Origin of the sequence: Flavobacterium sp. PLA-1-15 (assembly GCF_049060005.1) — a bacterium.
GTDB lineage: Bacteria > Bacteroidota > Bacteroidia > Flavobacteriales > Flavobacteriaceae > Flavobacterium.
In genome coordinates, this window is the sequence record NZ_JBMGQS010000003.1 from 96310 (window position 1) to 122304 (window position 25995).

26 protein-coding genes are annotated in these 25995 nt (G+C 39.6%); 23 read left to right on the forward strand and 3 right to left on the reverse strand.

The genetic code is table 11. From position 1 onward, the window contains the following. The first annotated feature begins 23 nt into the window (after positions 1-23). The 12 genes from hemC to ACI6PS_RS03885 all read left to right on the forward strand — a co-directional run bounded on the left by hemC (position 24) and on the right by ACI6PS_RS03885 (position 10939). A complete protein-coding gene (gene hemC, locus ACI6PS_RS03830; protein WP_421011227.1) occupies positions 24-950 on the forward strand; it encodes a hydroxymethylbilane synthase in 927 nt (308 codons plus the stop codon). A gap of 137 nt (positions 951-1087) precedes the next feature. Next, positions 1088-1759 carry a uroporphyrinogen-III synthase gene (locus tag ACI6PS_RS03835; RefSeq protein ID WP_421011228.1) on the forward strand — a complete coding sequence of 224 codons (672 nt, stop codon included), beginning with the start codon at positions 1088-1090 and terminating at the stop codon, positions 1757-1759. A gap of 45 nt (positions 1760-1804) precedes the next feature. After that, the gene (gene hemE, locus ACI6PS_RS03840; protein ID WP_421011229.1) at positions 1805-2830 is read left to right on the forward strand and encodes a uroporphyrinogen decarboxylase; all 1026 of its coding nucleotides are present in this window, start codon (positions 1805-1807) and stop codon (positions 2828-2830) included. An 11-nt stretch (positions 2831-2841) separates the two neighbouring features. Next, complete coding sequence (locus ACI6PS_RS03845; protein ID WP_421011230.1) at positions 2842-3213, forward strand: hypothetical protein; 372 nt, start codon at positions 2842-2844, stop codon at positions 3211-3213. 43 nt (positions 3214-3256) lie between these two features. Then, positions 3257-4165 carry an oxygen-dependent coproporphyrinogen oxidase gene (hemF, locus tag ACI6PS_RS03850; protein ID WP_421011231.1) on the forward strand — a complete coding sequence of 303 codons (909 nt, stop codon included), beginning with the start codon at positions 3257-3259 and terminating at the stop codon, positions 4163-4165. Positions 4166-4249: 84 nt separating this feature from the next. After that, positions 4250-5251 carry a porphobilinogen synthase gene (gene hemB, locus ACI6PS_RS03855; RefSeq protein WP_421011232.1) on the forward strand — a complete coding sequence of 334 codons (1002 nt, stop codon included), beginning with the start codon at positions 4250-4252 and terminating at the stop codon, positions 5249-5251. Between the two features lie 159 nt (positions 5252-5410). Then, positions 5411-5797: a c-type cytochrome gene (locus ACI6PS_RS03860; protein ID WP_421011233.1), complete on the forward strand. Its 387-nt coding sequence runs from the start codon at positions 5411-5413 to the stop codon at positions 5795-5797. Between the two features lie 52 nt (positions 5798-5849). After that, on the forward strand, positions 5850-6323 hold the full coding sequence (locus ACI6PS_RS03865; protein WP_421011234.1) for a methylated-DNA--[protein]-cysteine S-methyltransferase: 474 nt from the start codon (positions 5850-5852) through the stop codon (positions 6321-6323). A gap of 227 nt (positions 6324-6550) precedes the next feature. After that, complete coding sequence (locus ACI6PS_RS03870) at positions 6551-7705, forward strand: serine hydrolase domain-containing protein (protein ID WP_421011235.1); 1155 nt, start codon at positions 6551-6553, stop codon at positions 7703-7705. Positions 7706-7770: 65 nt separating this feature from the next. Continuing rightward, positions 7771-8484, forward strand: coding sequence for a 3'-5' exonuclease (locus tag ACI6PS_RS03875; RefSeq protein ID WP_421011236.1), 714 nt, complete (start codon positions 7771-7773; stop codon positions 8482-8484). Between the two features lie 37 nt (positions 8485-8521). Next, on the forward strand, positions 8522-9961 hold the full coding sequence (locus ACI6PS_RS03880) for a nucleoside recognition domain-containing protein (RefSeq protein ID WP_421011237.1): 1440 nt from the start codon (positions 8522-8524) through the stop codon (positions 9959-9961). Between the two features lie 102 nt (positions 9962-10063). Then, a complete protein-coding gene (locus tag ACI6PS_RS03885) occupies positions 10064-10939 on the forward strand; it encodes a cation diffusion facilitator family transporter (protein WP_421011238.1) in 876 nt (291 codons plus the stop codon). 51 nt (positions 10940-10990) lie between these two features. On the opposite strand, the gene ACI6PS_RS03890 is transcribed toward ACI6PS_RS03885, so the two are convergent. Further along, positions 10991-13042, reverse strand: coding sequence for a M13 family metallopeptidase (locus ACI6PS_RS03890; RefSeq protein WP_421011239.1), 2052 nt, complete (start codon positions 13040-13042; stop codon positions 10991-10993). A gap of 130 nt (positions 13043-13172) precedes the next feature. Between ACI6PS_RS03890 and ACI6PS_RS03895 the strand changes: the two genes are divergently transcribed. Genes ACI6PS_RS03895 through ACI6PS_RS03910 form a run of 4 tightly spaced genes read left to right on the forward strand, consistent with a single transcriptional unit; the run spans position 13173 to position 16291 of the window. Then, entirely contained in the window at positions 13173-13844 is a 672-nt protein-coding gene (locus ACI6PS_RS03895; RefSeq protein ID WP_421011240.1) for an SCO family protein, read from the forward strand. A gap of 57 nt (positions 13845-13901) precedes the next feature. Beyond that, complete coding sequence (locus ACI6PS_RS03900) at positions 13902-14132, forward strand: FeoA family protein (RefSeq protein WP_421011241.1); 231 nt, start codon at positions 13902-13904, stop codon at positions 14130-14132. A 1-nt stretch (position 14133) separates the two neighbouring features. Next, a complete protein-coding gene (feoB, locus tag ACI6PS_RS03905) occupies positions 14134-16161 on the forward strand; it encodes a ferrous iron transport protein B (protein ID WP_421011242.1) in 2028 nt (675 codons plus the stop codon). Between the two features lie 7 nt (positions 16162-16168). After that, on the forward strand, positions 16169-16291 hold the full coding sequence (locus ACI6PS_RS03910) for a FeoB-associated Cys-rich membrane protein (protein ID WP_421011243.1): 123 nt from the start codon (positions 16169-16171) through the stop codon (positions 16289-16291). Here ACI6PS_RS03910 and ACI6PS_RS03915 read toward each other — a convergent pair. Both ACI6PS_RS03915 and ACI6PS_RS03920 read right to left on the reverse strand, forming a co-directional pair. Continuing rightward, on the reverse strand, positions 16288-17106 hold the full coding sequence (locus ACI6PS_RS03915) for a ZIP family metal transporter (RefSeq protein WP_421011244.1): 819 nt from the start codon (positions 17104-17106) through the stop codon (positions 16288-16290). The two genes, ACI6PS_RS03910 and ACI6PS_RS03915, sit on opposite strands and share 4 nt — an antisense overlap. Positions 17107-17108: 2 nt before the next feature. Further along, complete coding sequence (locus tag ACI6PS_RS03920; protein WP_421011245.1) at positions 17109-17762, reverse strand: metal-dependent transcriptional regulator; 654 nt, start codon at positions 17760-17762, stop codon at positions 17109-17111. Positions 17763-17850: 88 nt separating this feature from the next. Between ACI6PS_RS03920 and ACI6PS_RS03925 the strand changes: the two genes are divergently transcribed. The 7 genes from ACI6PS_RS03925 (at position 17851) to ACI6PS_RS03955 (ending at position 25991) form a co-directional block, all read left to right on the forward strand. Further along, complete coding sequence (locus ACI6PS_RS03925; RefSeq protein WP_421011246.1) at positions 17851-20112, forward strand: TonB-dependent receptor; 2262 nt, start codon at positions 17851-17853, stop codon at positions 20110-20112. A 29-nt stretch (positions 20113-20141) separates the two neighbouring features. Then, positions 20142-20582, forward strand: a complete 441-nt coding sequence (locus ACI6PS_RS03930) for a thioredoxin family protein (RefSeq protein WP_421011247.1) — start codon at positions 20142-20144, stop codon at positions 20580-20582. A 54-nt stretch (positions 20583-20636) separates the two neighbouring features. Continuing rightward, complete coding sequence (locus tag ACI6PS_RS03935) at positions 20637-21809, forward strand: lycopene cyclase family protein (protein WP_421011248.1); 1173 nt, start codon at positions 20637-20639, stop codon at positions 21807-21809. A gap of 61 nt (positions 21810-21870) precedes the next feature. Further along, entirely contained in the window at positions 21871-22281 is a 411-nt protein-coding gene (locus ACI6PS_RS03940; protein WP_421011249.1) for a BrxA/BrxB family bacilliredoxin, read from the forward strand. A 306-nt stretch (positions 22282-22587) separates the two neighbouring features. Further along, positions 22588-23934, forward strand: coding sequence for a rhodanese-related sulfurtransferase (locus ACI6PS_RS03945; protein ID WP_421011250.1), 1347 nt, complete (start codon positions 22588-22590; stop codon positions 23932-23934). A 175-nt stretch (positions 23935-24109) separates the two neighbouring features. Next, positions 24110-25522, forward strand: coding sequence for a regulatory iron-sulfur-containing complex subunit RicT (ricT, locus tag ACI6PS_RS03950; protein WP_421011251.1), 1413 nt, complete (start codon positions 24110-24112; stop codon positions 25520-25522). Then, on the forward strand, positions 25506-25991 hold the full coding sequence (locus ACI6PS_RS03955; protein WP_421011252.1) for a gliding motility lipoprotein GldH: 486 nt from the start codon (positions 25506-25508) through the stop codon (positions 25989-25991). The genes ricT and ACI6PS_RS03955 overlap by 17 nt, the downstream gene beginning before the upstream one ends. Positions 25992-25995: the final 4 nt, after the last annotated feature.

Consider the following 25995-nt stretch of genomic DNA (forward strand, 5'->3'; position numbering starts at 1 on the left):
TTAATGGTTCTAAAACAAAAAGAATGGCTCAAAAAGTTATCAGAATTGGCACACGCGACAGCGAACTCGCACTTTGGCAAGCCCATACAGTCGAAAAAAAACTAAACGATTTAGGTTATAAAACCGAAATCATTGCCGTAAAATCCCAAGGCGACATCATCCTCGACAAACCGCTTTATGAACTCGGAATCACCGGAATTTTCACGAAAACATTAGACATCGCAATGATTAACGGTCAAGTTGATATTGCCGTTCATTCGATGAAAGATGTTCCAACCGCTTTGCCTGTTGGAATCGTTCAAGCCGCCGTTCTCGAAAGAGCCAATGTTCTGGACATCTTGGTACACAAAGGAAATTTAGATTTCTTATCAGATATTGGGACAATAGCAACCGGAAGCCTTCGCCGTCAGGCACAATGGCTCAACAAGTACCCAACTCACAATGTAGTGGATTTGCGTGGAAACGTAAATACCCGTATGCAAAAACTCCACGACAGCGATTGGAACGGAGCCGTTTTTGCAGTGGCAGGATTAGAAAGAATCAACCTCAAACCATCCGATTTTATCGATCTGGACTGGATGATTCCAGCGCCAGCCCAAGGAGCTATGGTCATCGTAGCAATGGCAAATGACAATTTTACGCGCGAAGCCGTTTCGGAATTAAACGATATCGAAACCGAAATCTGCACCTACATCGAAAGACAATTCCTAAGAACCCTCGAAGGCGGTTGTACAGCCCCAATCGGAGCTTTAGCAACTTATAGCGAAAAAGACGACACCATTACCCTAAAAGGCGTTTTGCTGTCCATCGACGGCAAGGACAAAATCGGAATCGAGAAAGTAGTTCCTATCGAAGAATGGAAAAAATTGGGCTTTCACATGGCACAGGAAATCCTTAAAAATGGTGGTGAAGAATTGATGAGAAACATAAAACAGTCGTTAAAAAAATAATTAGAAGCGAAGCATTAGGGCATTTGTTCCATCCATTTTCCCGCCTTCCTTCCATCCCGATAAATCGGGATTCCCTCCTCCCGAAGCTTCGGGACGGGGCTAGATGAAAAACAAAAGGCTTCTTTTAAACTTTTAAAATGCAAAACCAAATCCGCATATTATCTACCAAGAAACTTTTGAGCAATCAAAAGCAATTCCTGTTAAATGCTAACTTCAATCTCCTCGAAGCCGATTTCATCAAGACCGAAAGTAAGCCGTTCGAAATCAACACCATCAACGATAATCTGATTTTTACGAGCCAAAATGCTGTTCATAGTGTATTGGAAAACGCACAAGAGTTACTTACGAACCTTAAAGAAAAAAATGTCTTTTGTGTCGGACTAAAAACCAAAGCTTTATTGGAGGAAAATGGTTTCAACGTAATTGCCAACACCGGTTATGCTTCAGATTTAGCCGAAATCATCGCTTTGATTTACGGCAAAGAAAGTTTCACATTTTTCAGTGGCAACCTTCGTCGCGATACCTTGCCGGATTTCCTGAAAGAGGCAAATGTAAAATTCAACGAAATCGAAGTGTACGAAACCCATCTGACGCCACAAAAAATAACCACACCACTCGACGGAATCTTATTTTTCAGTCCTTCAGGTGTTGAAAGTTACCTGAAAGAGAATAAAATTAAAAAAGAAATCTGCTTCTGTATAGGAAATACAACCGCCGAAGCACTTGAGAAAACAACAAACAATATCGTAGTCGCCAATCAACCAACAGTTGAAAACACGATTATTCAATGCATAAACGAATATAAATAATCTAAGAGCTTAAAGCATATTGCCTAAAGCCTAAAGCAAAATACAATGATAAAAAACGATCTATTTTTAAAAGCATTAAGAGGAGAAACTGTTGAACGACCACCTGTTTGGATGATGCGTCAAGCTGGAAGATATTTACCGGAATTCATCGCCTTGCGCGACAAATATGATTTCTTCACGCGTTGTCAGACTCCCGAATTGGCCTCTGAAATAACGGTACAACCCATTCGCAGAATCGCTCCGGATGCCGCAATTTTATTCTCGGATATCTTGGTCGTTCCGCAAGCAATGGGAATCGAAGTCTTGATGAAGGAAAGCGTTGGACCATTTTTGCCAAACCCAATTCGTACCCCACAAGATGTAGAAAAAGTGATTGTTCCAAATATTCATGGAACACTAGGTTATGTGATGGACGCCATCAAACTGACCAAGGAAATGTTGAACGATGAAGTGCCACTAATTGGGTTCGCTGGTTCGCCATGGACGATTTTTTGCTATGCGGTTGAAGGAAAAGGTTCAAAAAGTTTCGACATGGCCAAAGGATTTTGTTTTACACATCCGGAAGCGGCACATGTTTTATTGCAAAAAATTACCGATACAACAATCGCCTATTTGAAAGAAAAAGTAAAAGCGGGTGTAAATGCCGTTCAAATTTTTGACTCTTGGGGCGGAATGCTTTCCCCGGTTGACTATCAAGAGTTTTCTTGGAAATACATCAACCAGATTGTGGAAGCTTTGGCCGATGAAACACACGTCATCGTTTTTGGAAAAGGATGCTGGTTTGCCCTTGACGAAATGGGAAAAAGCAAGGCTTCGGCTCTTGGAGTGGATTGGACTTGTTCGCCACGAAATGCACGTTACTTGTCTGGTGGAAACATAACCTTGCAAGGAAATTTCGATCCATCGCGTTTGCTTTCGCCAATTCCAACCATCAAAAAAATGGTACACCAGATGATCGACGAATTCGGAAAAGACAAATATATCGTGAATCTTGGCCACGGAATCCTGCCAAATATTCCTGTTGACCACGCGAAGGCTTTTATAGATGCTGTGAAAGAGTACAACCAGTAAATCTCAAACCAATGCCACTTAACAAAGGACTACGCGACGAAGAAAGTGAACGAATCAGCAACATATTAAAAAAGCTGAACGAACTCATCTATGTTCCCGATTTCAACAAAGACGAAATCGAAGACCAAATGAAATTTCTAGGCTTGAACCTGGAAATATTATTAAATTTCTCTTCCGAAAACCTCGTTTCGCATTTGGATAAGTTTCATTTCGATTGGGAAAATGCAGAAAAATTTGCCGATTTGCTGATTGTTTTTTCAGATAAATTACCAGAAAACAAATCCAATCTAAAAGAAAAAGCAGTGGCAGTTTACAATTACATCCAATCGGAAAGCAAAACGTTTTCATTTGAAATTTTTAATAAAATTACACAATTGAAATAATTACGGAGAAAGAGGGAATCGAACCCCGGACCAATTTACAAAAATGAAAGATAAATTCTACCAATACATCCAAAACCTCCAAGACACCATCGTAGCCGGACTTGAAAAAGTGGATGGCGAAGCCAAATTCCGTGAAGATATTTGGGAACGTCCTGAAGGCGGTGGCGGAAGAACGCGCGTCATCGAGAACGGAAATGTTTTCGAAAAAGGAGGTGTCAACATCTCTGCCGTTCACGGGAAATTGCCCGAAGCCATGCAAAAAATGTTCAACGTGGGCGAAGCCGATTTCTTTGCCTGCGGTTTAAGTTTGGTGATTCATCCGAAAAGCCCAATGGTTCCAACGGTTCATGCCAACTGGCGCTATTTTGAAATGTATGACGAGAACGGAAACATCATCAACAGCTGGTTTGGTGGTGGTCAGGATTTAACGCCGTATTATTTGTTCGAAGAAGATGCCAAACATTTTCACCAAACCTGCAAAACGTCCTGTGACAAACACAATCCAGAATTTTATCCAAAATACAAAAAGCAATGCGACAACTATTTCTGGAATGCACATAGAAATGAAGCCCGCGGAATCGGTGGATTATTTTTTGATTATTGCAAAGCAAATGAGCAATTGTCAATGGAAGATTGGTACAATTTTGTAACCGAAGTCGGTGACAGTTTCCTCAAAGCCTATGTTCCAATTGTAGAAAGAAGAAAAGAGTTACCCTACACACCAGAACAAAAAAACTGGCAGGAAATCCGTCGCGGTCGTTATGTAGAGTTCAATCTCGTTCACGACAAAGGAACCTTGTTCGGACTCAAAACAAACGGCCGAATTGAAAGTATCTTGATGTCATTGCCACCACACGTGCAGTGGGTTTACGATCATCATCCAGAACCGGGAAGCCCAGAAGAAAAATTAATTCAAGTATTAGAAAATCCAAAAAACTGGATTGAAGAATGAAGATTTTTGAATTTTGATTTCAGAAGTAATGAAATCTACAACCATCAAAAATCTACAATCAACAATCTCAAATCATAAATCATTATGTTTCCATTACAAAGAGGTAGAAGACTACGAACAAACGAATCCATTCGTTCACTAGTACGCGAAACAACACTAAGTCCACAAGATTTTATGTTTCCAATGTTCATAGCAGAAGGCGAAAACTACCAAGTAGAAATCCCATCAATGCCCGGGATTTTCCGTCGCTCCATCGATTTAACCGTCGAAGAAGTTAAGGAACTTTTCGATTTAGGAATACGTGCCGTAAACATCTATGTCAAAGTCGATGAATCCCTAAAGGACAACATCGGAAAAGAAGCCTGGAACCCGAACGGTCTCATGCAACAAGCCATCAAGGCCATCAAAACTGCCTGTCCAGAAATGATCGTAATGCCCGATGTAGCACTTGACCCCTACTCCATTTACGGTCACGACGGCATCATCGAAAACGGAGACATCGCCAACGATGCCACAAACGAAGCCCTAGTTAAAATGGCCGTTTCACACGCTCAAGCAGGAGCCGATTTCGTTGCTCCAAGCGATATGATGGACGGTAGAGTGCTCAGATTGCGCCAAGGTCTTGATGCAGCTGGTTTCCAAAATGTAGGTATCATGAGCTATTCTGCCAAATATGCCTCGGCCTTTTACGGACCGTTTCGCGATGCTTTGGATTCAGCTCCAAGAGAAGCCGATGTAGTCGTTCCAAAAGACAAAAAAACCTACCAGATGGACTATGCCAACCGCATCGAAGCCATTAAGGAAGCCCTGATGGACGTCGAAGAAGGCGCCGATATGGTCATGGTAAAACCCGGAATCGCCTACCTCGATATTGTCCGTGAAGTCAAAAACGCCGTCAATGTTCCCGTAACTGTTTTCCACGTTTCTGGCGAATATGCGATGATAAAAGCCGCTGCCGAACGGGGCTGGCTCGACCACGACAAGATCATGATGGAGCAACTCATGTGCATCAAGCGTGCAGGTGCAAGTTTAATTTCCACCTATTTTGCCAAAGAAGCAGCAATACTTTTAAAGCAACAACAATAATATAATTTAGGAGCGGGAGGCTTGGTTTGTTTCAGAATCCATATTCCCGCCTTCCTTCCAAATCTTTTTGTTTTTAAAGAAAAAACAAAAAGGATTTTCCCTCAAGTCGGGGCTAGAGAAAAATTCATTTGAATACCTTTATACTTTCAAAACAATACCATGAAAAAATTAGCACTACTCTGCACCATCCTACTCTTCATCAGTTGCAAAAAAGACGAAGCCCAAAAAGAATCACTATACCCCGAAACACAAAAAACACCACAGCAAATCCAACTAGAACTCGGTCAAGAAATCTTCGACGGAAAAGGAAACTGCTTCTCCTGCCACAAACCCGACCAAAAAATCATCGGTCCAAGCATCACAGAAATTGCCAATATCTATATAGAACAAAAAGGCGACATGGTAGCTTTCCTAAAAGGAAAAGCAGAACCGATTGTTGACCCAGCCCAATACGAAGTCATGAAAACCAATTTCTCCATTACCAAGAATCTTCCAGAAGAAGAATTGAAAGCATTGGAGGCTTATTTCTTTAGTTTTGCGAAATAATTTCTTTGTGAACTTTGTGAAAACTTTGCGAACTTATCGGTTAAATAAGAATATGGAAACTGCCTACATCAAATCGCCTTTAGGAATCACCGAAATCATTGGAGATGAAAATGGTATCGCAGTTATTTCCGTTCTGGATTCTGAAAAAGAAATTACCACGGGAATCCCTGTGGCATTAAAAGAAGCTGTTTCAGAACTTCAAGACTACTTTCAAGGAAAACGTAACGATTTCACTTTTAAACTTAATCCAAAAGGTACCGAATTTCAACAAAAAGTATGGCAGGAACTTTTAAATATTCCTTTTGGAAAAACGATGTCCTATCTCGAATTGTCTAAAAAGCTCGGCGACGTGAAAGCTATTCGAGCCGTAGCTTCTGCCAACGGAAAAAATCCCCTTTGGATCGTAGTTCCCTGTCACCGCGTCATCGGCACCGATGGTTCCCTAACAGGATATGCCGGTGGTTTATGGCGCAAAAAATGGCTGCTCGAACACGAAAATCCTTCTTCACAGCAAAGTTTGTTTTAAGATTCTGAGGGAAATTTCATTTCCTTAATAGCCCTGATAGTCCCGAAATTTCGGGAGAAAATCCTTCCCGATTTTCTTCGGGAAGATTTGGAAAGGCAGCAGGAAAATGCCCCGAAGCTTCGGGACCAAACACACACTACACTTTCGCTCCTAGAAAAGAACATCTTCAATTAAATTTTTAAAAGGTTTTTTGTGTAAATTCGTATTAATCGGTAAATACTTTCTATATGAAATTCCTTAAAAAATTCCTCCTTTGGCTGGCTGGTTTGCTCTTTCTGCTCGTAGCTTTAATGTACATTTTCAATGTAGATTATCTATTGAAAGCTGTCCGGACGATTTATTTAAACGGTCATAAAACCGCATTCCTGGACGACTACAACTATTTTGACAACCGCACAATCGAGAAAGGAACTGCTCAACCGTGGACTATTGCAAAGGATTATAACCAAGTAAAACCAACCACCGAACTCGAAAAAATGCACCAGCAAATCGGGACGGTTGCCTTCCTAATAATCAAAAACGACAGTATCTGGAGCGAAAGTTATTACGACGGTTATGATAAGGATTCTAAATCAAATTCGTTTTCAATGGCCAAAAGCATCGTTTCGGCATCATTGGGAAAAGCCATTATGGAAGGTAGGATCAAAAGCCTTGATCAAAAGGTTTCTGACTTTTTTCCAGAATTTAAAGAAGGAAAATCTGCAACGCTAACTGTGGGTGATTTATCATCAATGTCTTCCGGATTGAATTGGGATGAGTCGTATTACAGTCCGTTTTCCATTACTACCCGCGCGTATTTTGATGACGATTTGAAAGGTGTAATCCTTGGTTTGAAAGGAATTGACACACCCGGAAAAAAATACAAATATCTAAGCGGTGACACGCAATTACTGGCAATGTGCATCGAGAAAGCCGTTGGGAAAAGCCTTGCCGATTATGTTTCGGAAAAGTTCTGGAAACCGATGGGTGCCGAAAATGAAGCCCTTTGGCAAACCGATAAAGAAGACGGAATTGTTAAAGCTTATTGTTGTATCGCAAGTAATGCAAGGGATTTTGCCCGTTTCGGAAAGCTTTACAAGCAAAACGGAAAATGGAACGGCCAGCAAATTCTCGACAGTGCTTTTGTAGCAACCTCAACAAGACCCCGCTTCCAAGATGCTCCAGATTATGGTTATGGCTGGTGGTTGAGCGATTACAAAAACAAGAAAATCTATTATATGCGAGGACATTTGGGTCAATATGTGATCGTAATCCCTAAAGATGATTTGATTGTGGTGCGTCTCGGACATCAAAACGCAAGAAGCACAAACGGAACCGTTCACAGCGATGATTTTTATGTTTTCTTGGATGAAACCTATAAGATGCTGGGTCAAAAAATGTAGATCTCATATTGTAGATTTTAGATTTCGAATAAACGAATAACCAAACAAACGATTACACATAAACTATGATTGAGAAAATACGACTAGATAATATCCTATTTTTAGATATTGAAACCGTTCCAGAAACGGAAAATTTCGATTTACTGGACGATGAAATGAAAAGTCTTTGGGGACAAAAAACCCAATACCAAAGACGTGATGAATATACGCCCGATGAATTTTACGACCGTGCGGGAATCTGGGCCGAATTTGGAAAAATCGTCTGTATTTCTGTCGGATATTTTACACTTAAAGGTGATATTCGACATTTTCGAGTGACTTCTTTTTTCGGCGAAGAAAAGAAGATTTTGTTCGACTTCAGTAATCTATTGAACAATCATTTCAACGGACCTCAACATCTTTTGTGTGGTCATAATTCAAAGGAATTCGACATTCCGTTTATTGCCCGAAGAATGATCATCAATCAGATTTCCATTCCAAACAAGCTGGATTTATTTGGGAAAAAGCCTTGGGAAATTCCGCATCTTGATACTTTGGAATTGTGGAAGTTTGGCGATTACAAACATTTTACTTCCTTAAAATTATTGACCAAGATTCTCGGAATTCCTTCTCCGAAAGGCGACATCGATGGAAGTCAAGTCGGACATGTTTTTTATGTTGAAAAAGACATCGACCGCATTGTGACGTATTGCGAAAAAGACACGATTGCTGTGGCTCAGATTTTCCTTCGATTGAGACGTGAAGATTTACTTATTGACGAAGAAATCATTCATATATAATAAAAAAGGTTTATTACATTTACCAAAATATTTTTTTATGGTTCTCAGCAGATTTTGGCTTGCAATCTTTATATCATCACTGGCTTTTATAGTGATTAGTTTCTTTACTGGAAATAATTATTCGGTTGATTATGTTCTTAACGGAAAAAAGGATGATCCGATTTTAATTTCAGAAAAGTATTTGAATGAAATTCCAAAATTCATTCAGGACAGTATTCAGAAAAGCGAAGCAAAATCGTATGTTTTGAACCGCGACACCTTAAATGCCGATACCACTTATGTGTATAAAAATCAGACGGTAAAAATATACAGTGGCATTCAAAAAACGGATGGTTTGTTGCCTACTTGCAAAAGCAGTTTGTTCGATTTGATCTTGCCTTTGATGGCCTATCTGGCCTTCTTCTGCGGTTTGATGGAACTTTTGATTGTATCGGGTGCGGCTGAAAAACTGGCAAAAGTACTGAGTCCTGTTTTTGCCAAGATCTTTCCATCCGTACCTAAAAACCACGAATCGATTTCTTATATGACCTTGAATTTTGCCGCCAATTTTCTTGGATTGGATTCTGCCGCGACACCTTTTGGACTAAAGGCAATGCAAAGTTTGCAGGAAATTAATCCCGACAAGGACAAGGCCAGTGATCCTCAAATTATGTTTATGTGTTTGCATGCTGCGGGTCTAACGTTGATTCCGACTTCCATCATTGGTTATCGTGCCGCCGAAAATGCAGCCAATCCTGCTGATGTAATGTTGCCTTGCATCATCACTTCCTTTCTCGGAACCATAGCCGCGTTAATAATTGTAGGAATTCGTCAGAAAATCAATTTCCTTAGTGCTACGCTTTTAGTTTCTCTGATGACCGTTATTGCGGCAATCGTTGGACTTTTATTTTACGTAAATGCTTTGGATTTGGTAGGTAAAAATTTCTTTACGGCAAACCTTTCAGGCCTGATGCTGGTGGGAATTGTAGCTTTTACACTGATCTTTTCACTAATAAAGGAAAAGAAATTTGTAGAAAACAAGACAACAGTTTTTGATGCTTTTGTAAGCGGTGCCAACAACGGATTGCAAACGGGTGTAAAAATCTTTCCTTATGTAATGGGAATGCTGGTTGCCATTTCCTTTTTTAGGAACAGTGGTTTGTTTGAAATCATGTCAAACGGAATTGCCTTTACTTTTTCGCATTTAGGCGTTGCCAAGGAAATTACCGATTCGCTACCGGTAGCTATGTTAAGACCTTTCAGCTCAGGAGGTTCAAGAGGATTTATGATTGATGCGATGCGAAGTTTTGGTCCAGATTCCTTAACTGGAAGACTGAGTTGTATTTTCCAATGCAGTGCAGAAACCACTTTCTACGTTATTGCCGTTTATTTTGGTTCTGTTAATATAAAGAATACCCGATACACACTTGGAACAATGATTTTGGTTGATTTGATCTGCGTGATTACTGCCATTTTTGTAGCAAGTTGGTTTTTCTAAAAAATGATTTGTTGCAAATGCCTCTAATTTTCGATAGCTTTTAAAACCTGAATCATTTTATCTTGATGTTAGCTATCTTTGCATCCATAACAACTTTGTTTCATGGAAAATAATAAAGACAAAGCTATAAAAGCAACTTATCTGAGCATTTTAGGTAATTTTTTTATGGCTTTGGTGAAAGGTCTAGCCGGTTATTTTGGAAATTCCTATGCCTTGATTGCCGATGCAATTGAATCTACAACCGATGTACTTTCTTCTGCCCTAGTGCTTTTTGGTATAAAATACTCCACCCGTCCGGCAGATTCCAACCATCCTTATGGTCACGGTCGGGCCGAAACATTGGTAACGTTTGCAGTCGTAGGCTTCTTGGTAATATCGGCAACCATTATTGCAATCGAAAGCATCGAAAACATTCGGACGCCACACGAAACACCCGAAAAATTTACACTGGTTGTCTTGGCCGCAATAGTAATCATCAAAGAAGTTTTCTACAGAATTATGTCTAAAAAAAGTGATGAAACCAATAGTTCTTCGCTCAAGGCAGATGCTTGGCACCATCGCAGTGATGCGATTACTTCGCTGATGGCTTTTATCGGAATCTCAATTGCCATTTATATGGGACCGGGTTATGAAACGGCTGATGATTGGGCTGCTTTGTTTGCTTCTTTCCTGATTGTTTATAACGCCTATCTGATTTTCAGACCCGCCCTAGGCGAAATTTTGGACGAGCATCTCTATGATGACATGATCGAAGACATCAGGAATATTGCCACTACTGTTGAAGGCGTTATCGATACCGAAAAGTGCTTCGTCCGAAAAACCGGAATGACCTATCTGGTTGATTTGCACATGACGGTTAAGGGAAATATTACAGTCAGTGAAGGGCACGAAATCGCGCACCGCCTAAAAGATGCCATTATAAAAGAGATCCCAGAAATTGCCGATGTTTTGATTCATACAGAACCCGATGATTTGTAAACAAAAAATCCCAAGCCGAAACTTGGGATTTTATTTTTATATGAAATAGGATTACCAGATTTTAACTCTTTTCTCTGGATCGATGTACATTCCATCTCCTTTTTTAATATCGAAAGCTTTATAGAAAGCATCCACATTTTGCAACGGAACATAAGCTCTGTACAATCCTGGCGAATGCGGATCTGTTTTCACTTGATTTTTAATCGCTTCGTCACGCGCTTTTGTTCTCCAGATGGTTGCCCATGAAATAAAGAAACGTTGCTCCGGCGTAAATCCGTCAATCAATCCTGGGTTTCCATTCTCTTTCAAATAGATTTGCAGACCGTCATAAGCAGCGTTTACACCGCCTAAATCTCCAATATTTTCACCTAGCGTGAATTTTCCATCCACATAAATTCCAGGCAACGGCTGCAAAGCACTGTATTGGTCTGCAAGAGATCCTCCAAGATCGGTAAACAATTTCAAATCTTCATCCGACCACCAATTGATCATGTTTCCATCGGCATTATATTGTGCTCCAGAATCGTCAAAACCATGAGAGATTTCGTGACCAATTACGGCTCCAATTCCGCCATAATTCACCGCTTCATCTGCTTGATAATTATAGAAAGGCGGTTGCAAGATAGCTGCTGGGAATACAATTTCATTATAAGAAGGATTGTAATAGGCATTTACCGTTTGTGGGGACATAAACCATTCGTCCTTGTCAACAGGTTTGTTCAAATCAGCAATATTTTCTTTGAATCTCCACTTTTCGTGAGCAATCATATTGTCGAAATAAGTTCCGCCTTCTTCCGGACTTTTAATGGTCAAGGCAGAATAATCTTTCCATTTGTCTGGATATCCGATCTTGATTCTCGATTTATGAAGTTTCTCGATGGCACTCACCTTTGTCGATTTTTTCATCCAAGGCAAGTTATTGATGCGGTTCTCAAATGCTGTAAAAACATTTTTGATCATTTTCTCCGCTTTTGCTTTTGCCTCAGCAGGGAATTTTTTCTCAACATATAATTTACCCAAAGCTTCTCCAACCGTTCCGTTGATGGTTTGCAAAGCTCTTTCCTGACGTGGTCTTTGTTTTACAGCTCCTGTCAAAGTTTTTCCGTAGAATTCCCAGTTGGCAACTTCAACATCGGTAGACAGCGAACCCGCAGCGTCTCTCAGCAATGTCCATCGCATAAAAGCTTTCCAATCCTCTACTTTGTTTTGCTTGAAAATGCCATCCAAAGCGGTCATGTATTTAGGTTGAGAAACGATAATTGAATCCAAATTTGGCAATCCAATACCTTTAAAATAATCATTCCAATTGATAGATGGCGCCAGTTTTTGCAAATCGGCAACCGTCATCGGATTGTAAGTCTTTTTGTTGTCTCTTCTTTCAACTCTGTCCAATCTTGGTGTTGACATTGCAATTTCCAAAGCAAGGATTTTATCCGCATCTGCTTTTGCTTTTGCAGGTTTTTCACCCAAAAGCTGCAACATTTTTGCTACGTGAAGCACATATTTTTCACGCTTTTCTTTTGAATCTGCTTCATTGGAAACATAATAGTCACGATCAGGCAATCCAAGAGAACCTGGTCCTAAATAGACTACATTTCGCTCACTATTTTTGGCATCCGTGCTCACACCAGCTCCAAAAAATCCGATACCTCCAATAGGTTCCATTTCAATTAGCAACGCTTGCAAATCCTTAACGTTTTTCACAGCGTTGATTTTTGCCAAATAAGGTTTCAATGGAGTCAATCCGGCTTTATTTCTACCAACTGTATCTAGTATAGTTCGGTATAAATTAACCGCTTTTCCTTGATCGGTTGTAGAACCATATTTAGGATTGGCTACTGCTTCTTTCAAAATGGCAAGTGCATCAACATCGGTATTCTGACGCAATTCGTCGAAACTTCCCCAACGTGTTCTATCGCTCGGAATTTCGGTCTTGTCAAACCAAGCTCCATTTACAAATCGAAAGAAATCATCATTTGGTTTTACAGTCTTGTCCATATAAGAAGTGTTAATCCCAGGCTCCGATTTGGATTGAGCCTGGACCTCTGTAAATCCGATAAGGACAGGAATTGCAAAAAGTAGGTTTTTATTCAATAGTTTCATAATATGAATTTATGTTATAATGACAAAAATATTGAATTCAAATTGAAATATTCTTAAATTATGATTTGAATAACAGATGTCTGTTACACATTAACGGGCAGTTTTCGTATTTTTGCCTCAAAATTACCAGATGTTACAGTTCTTCAAAAAATACCGATTCTTTTTTATTGTGATGCTCATCTTTTCGGCAACTTGTATTTTTCTTTTTATGAGGGTACTTACGCCCGAAAAAAGGCTTCCGATTATGAATCCAGCTGATGTAAATCCAGAATTGGTAGACAGTACCATGCAGCACGTGAGCAAATACCACACGATTGCCGATTTTTCCTTTACCAATCAGAACGGAAAAACCATTACCCAGAAAGACTATGAAGGCAAGATTTATGTGGCCGATTTTTTCTTTACGACCTGCCAGACGATTTGCCCTGTAATGACGACAAATATGGTCGAAGTTCAAAAAGCTATTCAAAACAATCCCAAAGTAATGTTGCTTTCGCATTCGGTTTTACCAGATATTGATAGCGTTCCGGTTTTAAAAAAGTATGCCATTGAAAAAGGTGTCGACGATCGTAAATGGAATCTCGTTACGGGAGACAAAAAAGATATTTATGGCATTGCTCGAAAATCCTATCTTGCTGTAAAAACGGGAAAGCCTGAAGAAATGTATGACATGGTACACACAGAAAATTTTATTCTGGTTGATACCAAAAGACGTGTCAGAGGTTTCTATGACGGCACCAAAAAAGAAGATATCAAGAGATTGATAGAAGATATTAATTGGCTATCGCAAGAGGAAAAATAACGTTTCTTTAGGATATTAATTCGTACTTTTGCAATCTAAAATTAATCTAAATAAGGTTTGCAAACAACAATCGACAAGCTTCAGAAAGGTCAAAAGGGAACGATTATCAGTTTTGATATTGAGATGATTCCGTTGAAATTAATCGAAATGGGATGCCTTCCCGAAAATGAAGTAGAAGTCGTGCAAATCGCTCCACTTGGAGATCCTATGTATTTAACCATAAACGATACAAGCCTTGCCATCCGAAAAGAAATTGCAAGTAGGATTTTTGTCGAAACACACCCATAAAATGGCAGAGAATACAATAAAAATAGCTTTAGTCGGAAATCCGAATACAGGTAAAACGTCTTTATTTAACAGTTTGACAGGGCTTCACCAGCAAGTAGGGAACTACCCGGGGATCACTGTCGAAAAAAAGCAGGGCTCCTTTCATTTGGAAAACCATCAAAAAGTAACAGTTATTGATTTGCCTGGAACCTATAGCTTGAATCCGAGTTCCTTGGATGAAAGTGTAACCACCGAATTCCTGCTTCATTCAGAGGAGCAAAATTTTCCAAAAGTGATTGTGGTGGTTGCCGAAGCAGAAAATTTAAAGCGAAACTTGCTTCTTTTTACCCAAGTAAAAGATTTGGGAATTCCTACGATTCTTGTGGTCAACATGGCCGATAGAATGAAGATGAAAGGAATCGAAATCAACAAGGAAATACTGGAAAGTCAACTGGATACGAGAGTAATCTTAACGAGTACAAGAAACAATACTGGAATTGCAGAACTTAAAAGTGCGATTCAGGATTTCGAAAAACTGTCCAAAAATCCACTTTCTTCAAAAGAAATTTCTGAATATAAAAATTGGCTAGCCGAAACGTATAAAACGGGCTTTATAGAAATTGAAGACAAGCAAAAGCAGATTGCTATAAAAAAAGAACAGCATCAGGAAACCATAAAGCGTTACCAATTGATCAATGCTGTTTTGAAAGAAACATTTTTTCAGGATAAATCAAAGGCAACCGATTTCGATTCAAGATTGGATAAAATCCTTACCCATAAATTCTTCGGATACATCATCTTTATTTTATTATTGATGCTGATGTTCCAGGCAATTTTCACTTGGTCCGGGCCGTTTATGGATTTCATCGATGAGTCGTTTTCATCTTTAGCCGAAACCGTTGCGGGACTATTGCCCGAAGGAAAAATCAACGAACTGATCAGTCAGGGAATCATTCCGGGAATTGGCGGAGTGGTCATTTTTGTACCACAGATTGCTATCTTGTTTTTGTTCATTGCCGTCTTGGAAGAAACCGGTTACATGAGCCGTGTAGTATTCCTGATGGATAAAATCATGCGAAAATTCGGCTTGAACGGAAAAAGTGTCGTGCCCTTGATTTCAGGAAATGCCTGTGCGATTCCAGCTGTTATGGCCACCCGAAACATCGAAGATTGGAAGGAACGGTTGATTACGATTCTTGTTACACCCTTTTCAGTTTGTTCAGCAAGATTACCAGTCTACACCATATTAATTTCCTTGATTGTTCCTGAAAAGACCTTGTTCGGTTTTCTAAATTATCAGGCGTTGGCCTTGTTGGGAATGTATCTTTTGGGTATTGTTTTGGCATTGGTTTCGGCGGTTATTTTGCATAAAATCATCAAGCTGAAAAGCAAATCGTATTTTGTTATTGAAATGCCGGCCTATAAAGTACCGTTGTTCAAGAACGTTTTTTATACCGTTTTGGAGAAAACAAAATCGTTTGTTTGGAATGCTGGAAAAATAATCCTTGCCGTATCGGTTATCCTTTGGTTTTTGGCTTCACACGGAGGAGAAAATTTTGATAATGCAGAAGAAATTGTAAGCAACAGAGTAGAAAATGTTGGCCTTCCAGAACATGAACTGAATGCGAAAGTAGCTTCTTTCCAAATAGAAAATTCTTATATCGGGATGATGGGAAAATCCATAGAGCCTGTGATTAAACCATTGGGTTACGACTGGAAAGTAGGTATTGCCATCATTACTTCGTTTGCTGCTAGGGAAGTTTTCGTGGGAACACTTGCCACGATTTATAGTGTAGAAGATGCCGAAGACGAAGGAACGATCAGAAGCCGAATGGAAGCCGCCACTTTTGCCGATTCTGGCGAAAAGGTATTCACATTGGCTACAGGCGTTTCGCTTTTATTGTTTTATGCCATCGCAATGCAATGTGCGGCTACGGTTGCCATTGTGAAAAGAGAAACAAATTCATGGAAATGGGCGATGATCCAGTTGGTTGGAATGGGAGTTATGGCGTATGTTTTTGCCTTTGTAGGCTATACAATCTTTAAATAATTCCGAAATGGATATTCAGGAAATACTAATTTACATCATACTTGCAGCAGCCGTTTTTTTCTTGGCTAAGAAGTTTTTTTGGAAAAAGAAAAACGATAAGAATTGCGGGGGAAGTTGTGGTTGCGATTAACCCAAAGCCACGTCCAAACTCATCATTACAACAAAACCACCAATAAAACCAAGCGTCGCAATATCAGTATTCTTATCCTGTTGCGTTTCAGGAATCACCTCCTCTACCACCACAAAAATCATTGCTCCAGCGGCAAAAGCCAACGCATAAGGCAAAATCGGAGTGAAAAAAGTTACCGCAACGGCTCCTACTACTGCCGCAATAGGTTCTACCAAGGCAGATGATTGTCCGTACATAAAACTTTTCCATCGGCTCATTCCCATCCTTCTCAACGGCATCGAAACGGCAATTCCTTCTGGAAAATTCTGAATCCCGATACCGATTGCCAAAGTCACGGCTCCGGCGATGGAAGCTTCTGGAATTCCTGCAGCAACCCCACCAAACAGAACCCCTACTGCCAAACCTTCTGGGATATTATGAAGCGTAATGGCCAAAACCAACAGAGTCGTTCGTTGCCAAGGTGATTTCACACCTTCGGTTTCTTTAAAATTAATATGAAGATGCGGTAAGGTTTTATCCATAACAAAAAGAAAAACAGCACCAAGAATGAAACCAACTGCGGCTGGAATTACTTTTGTAAAACCTTCCCCATCGCTCATTTCAATAGCAGGCGCCAATAGGCTCCAATAGCTTGCCGCAACCATCACTCCTCCAGTAAAACCTAGCATTCCGTCTAGAAAAACACGGCTCATATTCTTAAAAAAGAAAACAAAAGACGCTCCAAAAGCGGTAAGGCCCCAAGTAAAAAGCGTAGCCAGAAATGCCGCTAAAATCGGGTCGATGCTTTCAAAATATTGGATGATACCTTCAAACATGCTTACACTATTTTTACATAAAGATTACTGGCAATCTTATTTGAAATGTTCATTTCGTTTCCATTTACGAAGACTTTCAACGAAGCATCAAAACTTTCTTTTTCAATGATTTCAATTGTTGATCCTAGCGAAATCTGTTGCTTGTCGAGGTATTTTAAAAACTCAGAAGAAGAATCCTTCACGCCAACACAGATTGATTTTTGGTTTAATTTTAATTCAGATAACAGTTTTTTATCCATTTTTTTGATTTCACCTTTTGCGTTCGGAATTGGGTCTCCGTGCGGATCTTCTGTCGGAAAACCTAAGAAAGCATCGAGCTTGTTGATTAATTTTTCAGAATTGATATGTTCCAATTCTTCGGCAACATCGTGTACTTCATCCCACGAAAAATCAAGTTTTTCAACCAAGAAAACTTCCCACAATCTGTGTTTCCGAACAATCATCTTTGCTTCATGCAAGCCTTGTACTGTCAACGAAACACCTTGGTACTTCTGATACTCAACCAAATTCTTGTCGGCTAATTTTTTAATCATATCCGTTACCGATGAAGCCTTGCTGTCGATCATTTTAGCAATGGCATTCGTCGTCACTCCCTTTTTTTGAAACAAGGAAAGATGATAGATCGCTTTCAGATAATTCTCTTCAGAATAAGTCATTAGAATAAAAAATTTAGCTTTACAAATATATATATTTTTTTGATTAAAAAATTATTTTTAGTTTTGTCTAAAAATTAAACCAAACTAAATGAAAAATATATTCATTATATTCCTAATTATATTTTCACAAACGATTAATGCTCAAGAGAAATCAAGCATTTCGGGTATCATTTTTCAAGATGAAATACCATCAAAAGGAGTGGTTGTAAAGATGTTCGAAACTTCAAAAACAATCATCACGGATAGTTTGGGATCTTATAAATTTGAGAATCTGACTTCAGGAAAATATAGAATCCAAATTTCCTACATCGGAAAAAAGAAGGTTCAAAAAACGATTGTTCTGAATGAAAATGAAAATCTACAACAGGATTTTTATCTGGAAAATGAAGACAATGCGTTGGATGAAGTGGTGGTTACTGGAACTTTAAAAGCAGTTCGCCGTTCGGAAAGTCCGGTTCCTGTCGAAACGTATTCACCCGTTTTCTTCAAAAAAAACCCAACAGCCAATATTTTCGAAGCTTTGCAGAATGTAAACGGCGTTCGTCCTCAGCTGAATTGCAACGTTTGCAATACAGGAGATATTCACATTAACGGTTTGGAAGGTCCTTATACATTGGTTCTGATTGATGGAATGCCAATCGTCAGCGGACTTTCTACGGTTTACGGCTTATCAGGCATTCCGAATTCTTTGTTGGAAAGAGTTGAAGTAGTGAAAGGTCCTGCTTCTTCTTTGTATGGAAGTGAAGCGGTAGGCGGCTTGATCAACATTATCACTAAGAATCCAAAAAGTGCCCCAGTTTTTTCAGCTGATGGATTTACGACAAGTTGGGGCGAAGCCAATCTGGATTTAGGCTTTAAGGCCAATATCGGAAAGACTGCTTCGGTTTTAGTTGGAGCCAACTATTTCAATTATGACAATCCGATTGATAATAATGGTGATAATTTTACCGATGTTACGCTCCAGGAACGTATTTCAGTTTTCCAAAAATGGAATTTCAACCGAAAAAGCAACAAGCTGTTTTCATTGGCAGGAAGGTTTTTTTACGAAGACCGTTGGGGTGGCGAAATGCAGTGGAACAAGAGTTTTCGTGGCGGAGACGAAGTCTATGGCGAAAGCATCTACACGAGGAGATACGAACTTTTAGGAGCTTACGAGCTTCCGATCGAAGAAAAAATGCTGTTGTCTTTTTCTTATACCGATCACGATCAGAATTCAGTTTATGGAAATATTCCTTATCTCGCACAGCAAAAAATCGGCTTTACACAGCTGACTTGGGATAAAAAAATCGGAAACCACGATTTGCTATTCGGGACGGCCATCCGCTATAATTTTTACAACGATAATACGCCGGCGACAAAAACTTCGGATGAAAATTGGATTCCGAGTGTTTTCGTTCAGGACGAAATTAAATTTAATGAAAAACATAGCGTCCTACTTGGTGCGCGATACGATTACAACAGCAACCACGGTTCGATTTTCACACCGCGTTTTGCTTACAAATACAAATTGACCGACAATGATATCTTCCGTTTGAATGCCGGAACTGGTTTCCGAATCGTGAATCTTTTTACCGAAGAACATGCGGCGTTGACTGGTTCCCGAGATGTAATTGTCTTGGAAAACCTGAAACCGGAACAATCGTATAATGTGAATCTGAATTATCTGAAGAAGATTTATACTGAAAACGGCAACTTTATCGGGATAGAAACTTCGGCCTGGTACACCTATTTTACCAATTCGATTATTCCTGATTATGATACAAATCCAAACCAGATTATTTATAAAAACCTGGATGGGTTTGCCGTTACAAAAGGAATCAGCACCAACATAGACATGACGTTTCAAAACGGATTGAAGTTTATCCTCGGTGCTACTTATATGGATGTTTCCAAAACCGAAAACGGCATAAGAACACGCCAAATTTTAACCGAAAAATTCTCGGGAACCTGGGCCATTTCCTATCGCTTGCCGAAACTATTCTTGGATATTGACTATACTGGAAATGTTTATGGACCGATGCGTTTGCCTCTTTTGGGAGAAAACGATCCAAGACAAGAATATTCACCGACTTGGAGCATCCAGAACATTCAATTTACATTCAATAAAATCAAAAATATCGAAATTTACATGGGTATCAAAAACCTATTGAATTGGACACCAAACAAAGGAAATCCGTTTATTATTGCACGGGCTAACGACCCGTTTGATAAAAATGTGCAATACGATCCAAACGGAAATGCAATGGTAACGCCAGACAATCCGTATGGTTTGACGTTTGACCCAAGTTATGTGTACGGTCCGAATCAAGGTATCAGGAGTTTCTTTGGATTGCGATACACTTTGAAATAAAATCAGCGAAAATCCCTTAATCTGTAGTAATGAAAAAGTTTCTAATTGTAATGTTCATTCTAATTGCAAACCAAAACTTTGCTCAATTGAAAACGCATACTTTCGAACAAGCCGAGCAACTTTCCATAGAAAATCCAAAACCCTTTGTAATTTTCATCCATACTTCGTGGTGCAAATATTGCAAGATGATGGAGAATTCGACCTTTAAAAACGAAGAAGTCATCCATCAACTAAACGAAAAATTTTATTTTGTTTCATTTGATGCCGAAAACAAAAGCGACGTCTTGTTCAACAATCATCTTTTCAAGTTCAAACCGAAAGGAGCAAACTCTGGCATTCATCAATTGGCGGAAGCCCTATCCGATCAAACCTACCCAACGATTACAATCTTAAATCCCGATTATACCGTTTTGACCCAAATAGAATCTTTCGTCAACGCAAAGCAATTATTAAATTACTTGTTGAAATAAAAATCTGTGCCAATTTGTGTAATCTGTGTTCACTTAATTCTTTATTTTTGAAGAATGAAACACTACGATTATATCTTCACCGGAGCAGGATTGTCAGCCTTGATGACGGTTTATGAAATGGTGCTTTCAGAACAATTCAAGAACAAGGAAATCCTTCTTTTGGATTCCAATCCCAAGAAAACCAACGACCGCACCTGGTGTTTCTGGGAGGAAGGCAAAGGCGATTGGAAAAAAATCATTTACCACGAATGGGACAGCGCTCTTTTTGCCAACGAAAAATTCAGCAGAACGTTCGAACTGAATCCATATCAGTATAAAATGATAAAGGGTTTGGATTTCTACAACAGGATTTTTAAAAGATTATCCGCAGAAAAAAACATAACTTTTCTTCATCAGGAAGTGCTTGGATTCAGCGAATCGGCCGAAAATGTGGTGGTTCAAACCAAGGAAGAAGCCTTTTCGTGCCATAAATTATTCAACAGCATCTACAACTCGGAATTAGTCGAAAAACAAACCAAATATCCGTTGCTGCAACAGCATTTTATCGGTTGGTTCATCAAGACAGACGAACCCGCTTTCGATTCTGATGTCGCAACCTTTATGGATTTTTCGGTAGAACAAAGAGGGAATACACGGTTTATGTATGTCATGCCGACTTCTTCAACCGAAGCGCTTATCGAATATACCTTGTTTTCAAAAGACCTTCTTCCACGAGAAGAATACGAAACCGAAATCAAAAACTACATCCAAAAACTCGGCATTTCAAACTATGACATCATCGAAAAGGAAAAAGGAAATATCCCGATGACGTGTTTTCCCTTTTGGAAAGAAAACAAAAAAAACATAATCCATATTGGCTCTGCCGGCGGGTGGACAAAAGCCAGCACAGGTTATACGTTTAAAAATACAACCAAGAAATCAAAGGCATTGGTGGCTTTTCTAAACAAGGAAAACGACTTCCGTAAATTCCATAAAACCAATAAATTCTGGTTCTATGATATGCTGTTGCTGGATATTTTGCACCATAAGAACCACCTCGGCAGTAAAATCTTTTCTTCGATGTTCAGGAAAGGAAACCCAGCCGTAATCTTCAGATTTCTCGATGAAGAAACCACTTTCGGTCAGGATTTGCAAGTGATTTGGAAATGCCCGAAAATGCTTTTCATCGTCGCATTATGGAACCGAATTTTCAAAAAACAATTATACAACAATAACAAAACTTTATAATTCCGTTTGTAGTTGCGCCTCAAAACTTTGTAACTTTGCATCAAACTTAAACTAAAGAGTTATGTATCCAGAAGAAATGGTAAAACCAATGCGTGCTGAACTAGCAGACGCAGGTTTTGAAGAATTATATAGTGCCGGAGCTGTTGAAAACGCAATAGCTAAGCCAGGTACAACATTAGTAGTCGTAAATTCAGTTTGCGGTTGTGCGGCTAGAAACGCACGTCCGGGAGCAAAAATGAGTTTGACTGGCGACAAGAAACCAGAACATTTGGTGACGGTTTTCGCCGGTGTAGACAAAGAAGCTGTAGATGCGGCGCGCGGATTTATGTTCCCGTTTCCTCCATCTTCGCCAAGCATCGCGCTTTTCAAAGACGGCGAATTGGTACACATGTTGGAGCGTCACCACATCGAGGGACGTCCTGCCGAACTGATTGCAGAAAACCTTCAAGATGCCTTCAAGGAATTTTGCTAAAAATCAAAGCTAAAAAAATTCAAAACCACGTTTCGGCGTGGTTTTTTTATGACCACAACCCTCGGCATTTTTTTCATCCATTTTCCCGCTATCCGTTACAATCTTTTATTTTTTTAAAGAAAAAAAAGAAAAGGATTTCCACTACTATCGGGGGTAGAATAAAAACTATAGGCATCTTTTAAACTTTGGGACAAACTTTGCGCTAAATCAGAACGGAAAATCAGAATATGACAATTGTCATTTTCAACATAAAAATTATCCTTACTTTTGCAGCCGAAAATAATTCTCACTTAAAACGTTTATAGCATGCAACTGTACAACACCTTAAGCGCAGAAGAAAGAGCAAGACTCATTGACGAAGCCGGACAACAAAGGCTCACGTTATCTTTCTATGCGTATGCCAAGATTGAAGACCCTAAAAAATTTCGCGACGATTTATTTATAGCCTGGAACAAGCTCGATGCACTTGGCCGTACCTATGTGGCGAAAGAAGGAATCAATGCACAGATGTCGGTTCCGGCAGAAAATCTTGAGGCGTTCCGCGACACTTTGGAGGCATACGATTTTATGAAAAACATCCGATTGAATGTGGCTGTAGAGCATGACGATCATTCGTTTTTGAAGCTTACAGTAAAGGTGCGCGACAAGATCGTAGCCGATGGTTTAAACGACGACACGTTTGACGTAACCAACATCGGAGTACACCTAAAAGCAAAAGAATTCAACGCAATATTGGACGATCCAAACACGATTGTGGTGGATTTCAGGAACCATTATGAAAGTGAAATTGGTCATTTCAAAGGCGCCATCACTCCAGATGTGGAAACATTCAGGGAAAGTTTGCCGATCATCAACGAGCAATTAAAAGATTTCAAGGAAGGCAAAAACCTGGTAATGTATTGCACTGGCGGTATACGTTGCGAAAAAGCTTCGGCCTATTTCAAGCACCAAGGTTTCAAGAATGTCTATCAGTTGGAAGGCGGGATTATCAATTATGCAAAGCAAATCCAGGAAGAAAATATAGAAAGTAAATTTCTAGGGAAGAATTTTGTCTTTGATCATCGCTTGGGCGAAAGAATCACCGACGACATCCTTTCGCAATGCCATCAATGTGGAAAACCGTGCGACAATCACACCAATTGTGCCAACGATGGTTGTCATTTATTGTTCATCCAATGCGACGAATGCAAGGCATCGATGGAAAACTGTTGCTCAACCGAATGTCTGGAAACTACCCATTTGCCTTTGGCCGAACAAGTAAAACTAAGAAGCGGAAAGCAGGTAGGCAACAAGGTATTCCGCAAAGGAAAATCAGATAAATTGGCCTTCAAGCATTCAGGAGATTTGTCGGATAGGGCTTTGGCTGTAGCCAAACCAGTTCAGGAGAAAAAAATCAGAAAAGCAATCCTAGGGAAAGTCGAGCATTATTATGTAAAGGCACAAGTGGGGCTTTTTGTAATGGAAAGCAATGAATTGAACGTTGGCGACAAGATCCTAATTGCTGGACCAACAACAGGAAACCAGGAATTGGTACTCGAAAAAATGCTCGTAAACGATGCCGAATCTACTACGGCAAAATCAGGCGATAAGGTGACTTTTGCCGTTCCGTTTAGGGTTCGTCTTTCGGACAAGCTGTACAAGATTTTAGAATAAAATAGAACATTATAAGATACGTTAAGCCTATTCCACACCCGTGGAATAGGTTTTTTGTTTTGTGTAAACGACCAATCCTAAAGCCTCTTGTAACTTCAACTTAAAAATTGCTATCTTTACGCACAAAACAAATTACGAATTTTACGTTGTGTTCGCGCAACATCTATATAAAATTATGGCCTGTACAAGTTGTTCAACGTCTGATGGTGGTGCACCAAAAGGCTGTGGAAATAAAGGGAGTTGTGGCACCGATAGCTGCAATAAATTAACAGTTTTCGATTGGCTCTCCAATATGAGCCTTCCTAATGGGGAAGCGATGTTCGACTGTGTTGAAGTACGCTTTAAAAACGGAAGAAAAGAATTCTACAGAAATACTGAAAACCTAACCCTAAGCATCGGAGACATCATTGCTACCGAGGCTTCTCCGGGTCACGACATCGGAATTGTTACCCTAACGGGAGAGTTGGTGAAGATTCAGATGAAGAAAAAAGGAGTAAACTTTAAGGGCGACGTTCCTAAAGTTTATAGAAAGGCATCTCAAAAAGACATCGATATTTGGTCGAATGCCCGCGATAAGGAAGAGCCGATGAAGGTTCGTGCCCGTGAATTGGCAATCGCCCAAAAACTCGAAATGAAGATTTCGGATATTGAATTCCAAGGCGACGGATCGAAGGCAACGTTCTATTATACGGCAAACGACAGGATTGATTTCCGTATGCTGATCAAGGATTTTGCAAAGGAATTCAGCACTAGAATCGAAATGAAGCAGGTGGGTTTCCGTCAGGAAGCGGCACGTTTGGGTGGAATTGGTTCTTGCGGAAGAGAGCTTTGCTGTTCTACTTGGCTGACTGATTTTAGAAGTGTAAATACTTCTGCAGCACGCTACCAACAATTGTCCTTGAATCCACAAAAACTAGCCGGACAATGCGGAAAACTAAAGTGCTGCTTGAACTATGAGTTGGATACTTATATGGACGCTTTAAAGGATTTTCCAGAGTTCGAAACCAAATTATTTACCGAAAAAGGAATGGCCATTTGCCAAAAACAGGACATTTTCAAAGGTTTGATGTGGTTTGCCTACACGGATAATTTCGCCAACTGGCACGTTTTGAAAATCGAACAGGTAAAAGAAATTATTGCCGAAAACAAACTAAAGAACAAGGTTTCTTCGTTAGAGGATTACGCTGTTGAGGACAATGCAACACCGGAAAAAGATTTCAACAACGCAATGGGCCAGGAAAGTTTAACACGTTTTGATCAGCCTAAAAGAAAGAAAAGACCTAGCAAGAAACGCAAGCCGGGAGAGAATGCAATTGTTGCAAATGGCAACCGACCAGCAAATCCAAATCCAGGCAAGCCGGCCATTACAAGCAATGGAGGCAAACCAGCGATTGCACCTGCAAGCAAGCCTGCCGTTGCAAGCGAAAACAAACCGCAAGGTCAGAATAATGCTAAACCAGCCGGAGAGAAAAAGCCTTTTGAAAAAAGAAAGCCAAGACCAAATCGTCCGCAGGGCGAAAGGAAACCTAACGAACCAAAACCTGATAACAGAATAATTCCGAATAAAAAAGATGAGCCTAAAAAGTAGTTTTTTAATTGTTTTAATAGCTATATTTTTATTTTCCTGTGACAAGGAAAGAGTTTTTGATGATTATAAATCCGTTGGAGATGCTTGGAAAAAGGACAGTATTGTAAGCTTTTCTTTCGACCAGCCTGATACTACAAAGCTCTATAATCTGTTTGTGAATTTACGTGGAAACGAACAATACCAATTCAGTAATTTGTTTCTGATTGTAGCATTGGAGCAACCTGGAGGCCTCACAAAAATAGACACTTTACAATATCAGATGACCAATCCAGACGGCACACTTCTTGGGGAAGGTTTTTCGGATATAAAAGAAAGCAAGCTCTTTTATAAGGAAAAAATGAAGTTTCCTAAGATTGGAAATTACAAAGTACACATTCAACAAGCCAATAGACAAACCGGAAAAATTACTGGTATTGAAGAATTGGAAGGAATCACGGAAGTAGGTTTTAGAATAGAATCAATAGAATAAAAGT

Coding starts and splice junctions, on each gene's coding strand:
- hemC (WP_421011227.1), top strand. CDS start 24: ATGGCTCAAAAAGTTATCAGAATTGGCACACGCGACAGCGAACTCGCA.
- ACI6PS_RS03835 (WP_421011228.1), top strand. CDS start 1,088: ATGCAAAACCAAATCCGCATATTATCTACCAAGAAACTTTTGAGCAAT.
- hemE (WP_421011229.1), top strand. CDS start 1,805: ATGATAAAAAACGATCTATTTTTAAAAGCATTAAGAGGAGAAACTGTT.
- ACI6PS_RS03845 (WP_421011230.1), top strand. CDS start 2,842: ATGCCACTTAACAAAGGACTACGCGACGAAGAAAGTGAACGAATCAGC.
- hemF (WP_421011231.1), top strand. CDS start 3,257: ATGAAAGATAAATTCTACCAATACATCCAAAACCTCCAAGACACCATC.
- hemB (WP_421011232.1), top strand. CDS start 4,250: ATGTTTCCATTACAAAGAGGTAGAAGACTACGAACAAACGAATCCATT.
- ACI6PS_RS03860 (WP_421011233.1), top strand. CDS start 5,411: ATGAAAAAATTAGCACTACTCTGCACCATCCTACTCTTCATCAGTTGC.
- ACI6PS_RS03865 (WP_421011234.1), top strand. CDS start 5,850: ATGGAAACTGCCTACATCAAATCGCCTTTAGGAATCACCGAAATCATT.
- ACI6PS_RS03870 (WP_421011235.1), top strand. CDS start 6,551: ATGAAATTCCTTAAAAAATTCCTCCTTTGGCTGGCTGGTTTGCTCTTT.
- ACI6PS_RS03875 (WP_421011236.1), top strand. CDS start 7,771: ATGATTGAGAAAATACGACTAGATAATATCCTATTTTTAGATATTGAA.
- ACI6PS_RS03880 (WP_421011237.1), top strand. CDS start 8,522: ATGGTTCTCAGCAGATTTTGGCTTGCAATCTTTATATCATCACTGGCT.
- ACI6PS_RS03885 (WP_421011238.1), top strand. CDS start 10,064: ATGGAAAATAATAAAGACAAAGCTATAAAAGCAACTTATCTGAGCATT.
- ACI6PS_RS03890 (WP_421011239.1), bottom strand. CDS start 13,042: ATGAAACTATTGAATAAAAACCTACTTTTTGCAATTCCTGTCCTTATC.
- ACI6PS_RS03895 (WP_421011240.1), top strand. CDS start 13,173: ATGTTACAGTTCTTCAAAAAATACCGATTCTTTTTTATTGTGATGCTC.
- feoB (WP_421011242.1), top strand. CDS start 14,134: ATGGCAGAGAATACAATAAAAATAGCTTTAGTCGGAAATCCGAATACA.
- ACI6PS_RS03910 (WP_421011243.1), top strand. CDS start 16,169: ATGGATATTCAGGAAATACTAATTTACATCATACTTGCAGCAGCCGTT.
- ACI6PS_RS03915 (WP_421011244.1), bottom strand. CDS start 17,106: ATGTTTGAAGGTATCATCCAATATTTTGAAAGCATCGACCCGATTTTA.
- ACI6PS_RS03920 (WP_421011245.1), bottom strand. CDS start 17,762: ATGACTTATTCTGAAGAGAATTATCTGAAAGCGATCTATCATCTTTCC.
- ACI6PS_RS03925 (WP_421011246.1), top strand. CDS start 17,851: ATGAAAAATATATTCATTATATTCCTAATTATATTTTCACAAACGATT.
- ACI6PS_RS03930 (WP_421011247.1), top strand. CDS start 20,142: ATGAAAAAGTTTCTAATTGTAATGTTCATTCTAATTGCAAACCAAAAC.
- ACI6PS_RS03935 (WP_421011248.1), top strand. CDS start 20,637: ATGAAACACTACGATTATATCTTCACCGGAGCAGGATTGTCAGCCTTG.
- ACI6PS_RS03940 (WP_421011249.1), top strand. CDS start 21,871: ATGTATCCAGAAGAAATGGTAAAACCAATGCGTGCTGAACTAGCAGAC.
- ACI6PS_RS03945 (WP_421011250.1), top strand. CDS start 22,588: ATGCAACTGTACAACACCTTAAGCGCAGAAGAAAGAGCAAGACTCATT.
- ricT (WP_421011251.1), top strand. CDS start 24,110: ATGGCCTGTACAAGTTGTTCAACGTCTGATGGTGGTGCACCAAAAGGC.
- ACI6PS_RS03955 (WP_421011252.1), top strand. CDS start 25,506: ATGAGCCTAAAAAGTAGTTTTTTAATTGTTTTAATAGCTATATTTTTA.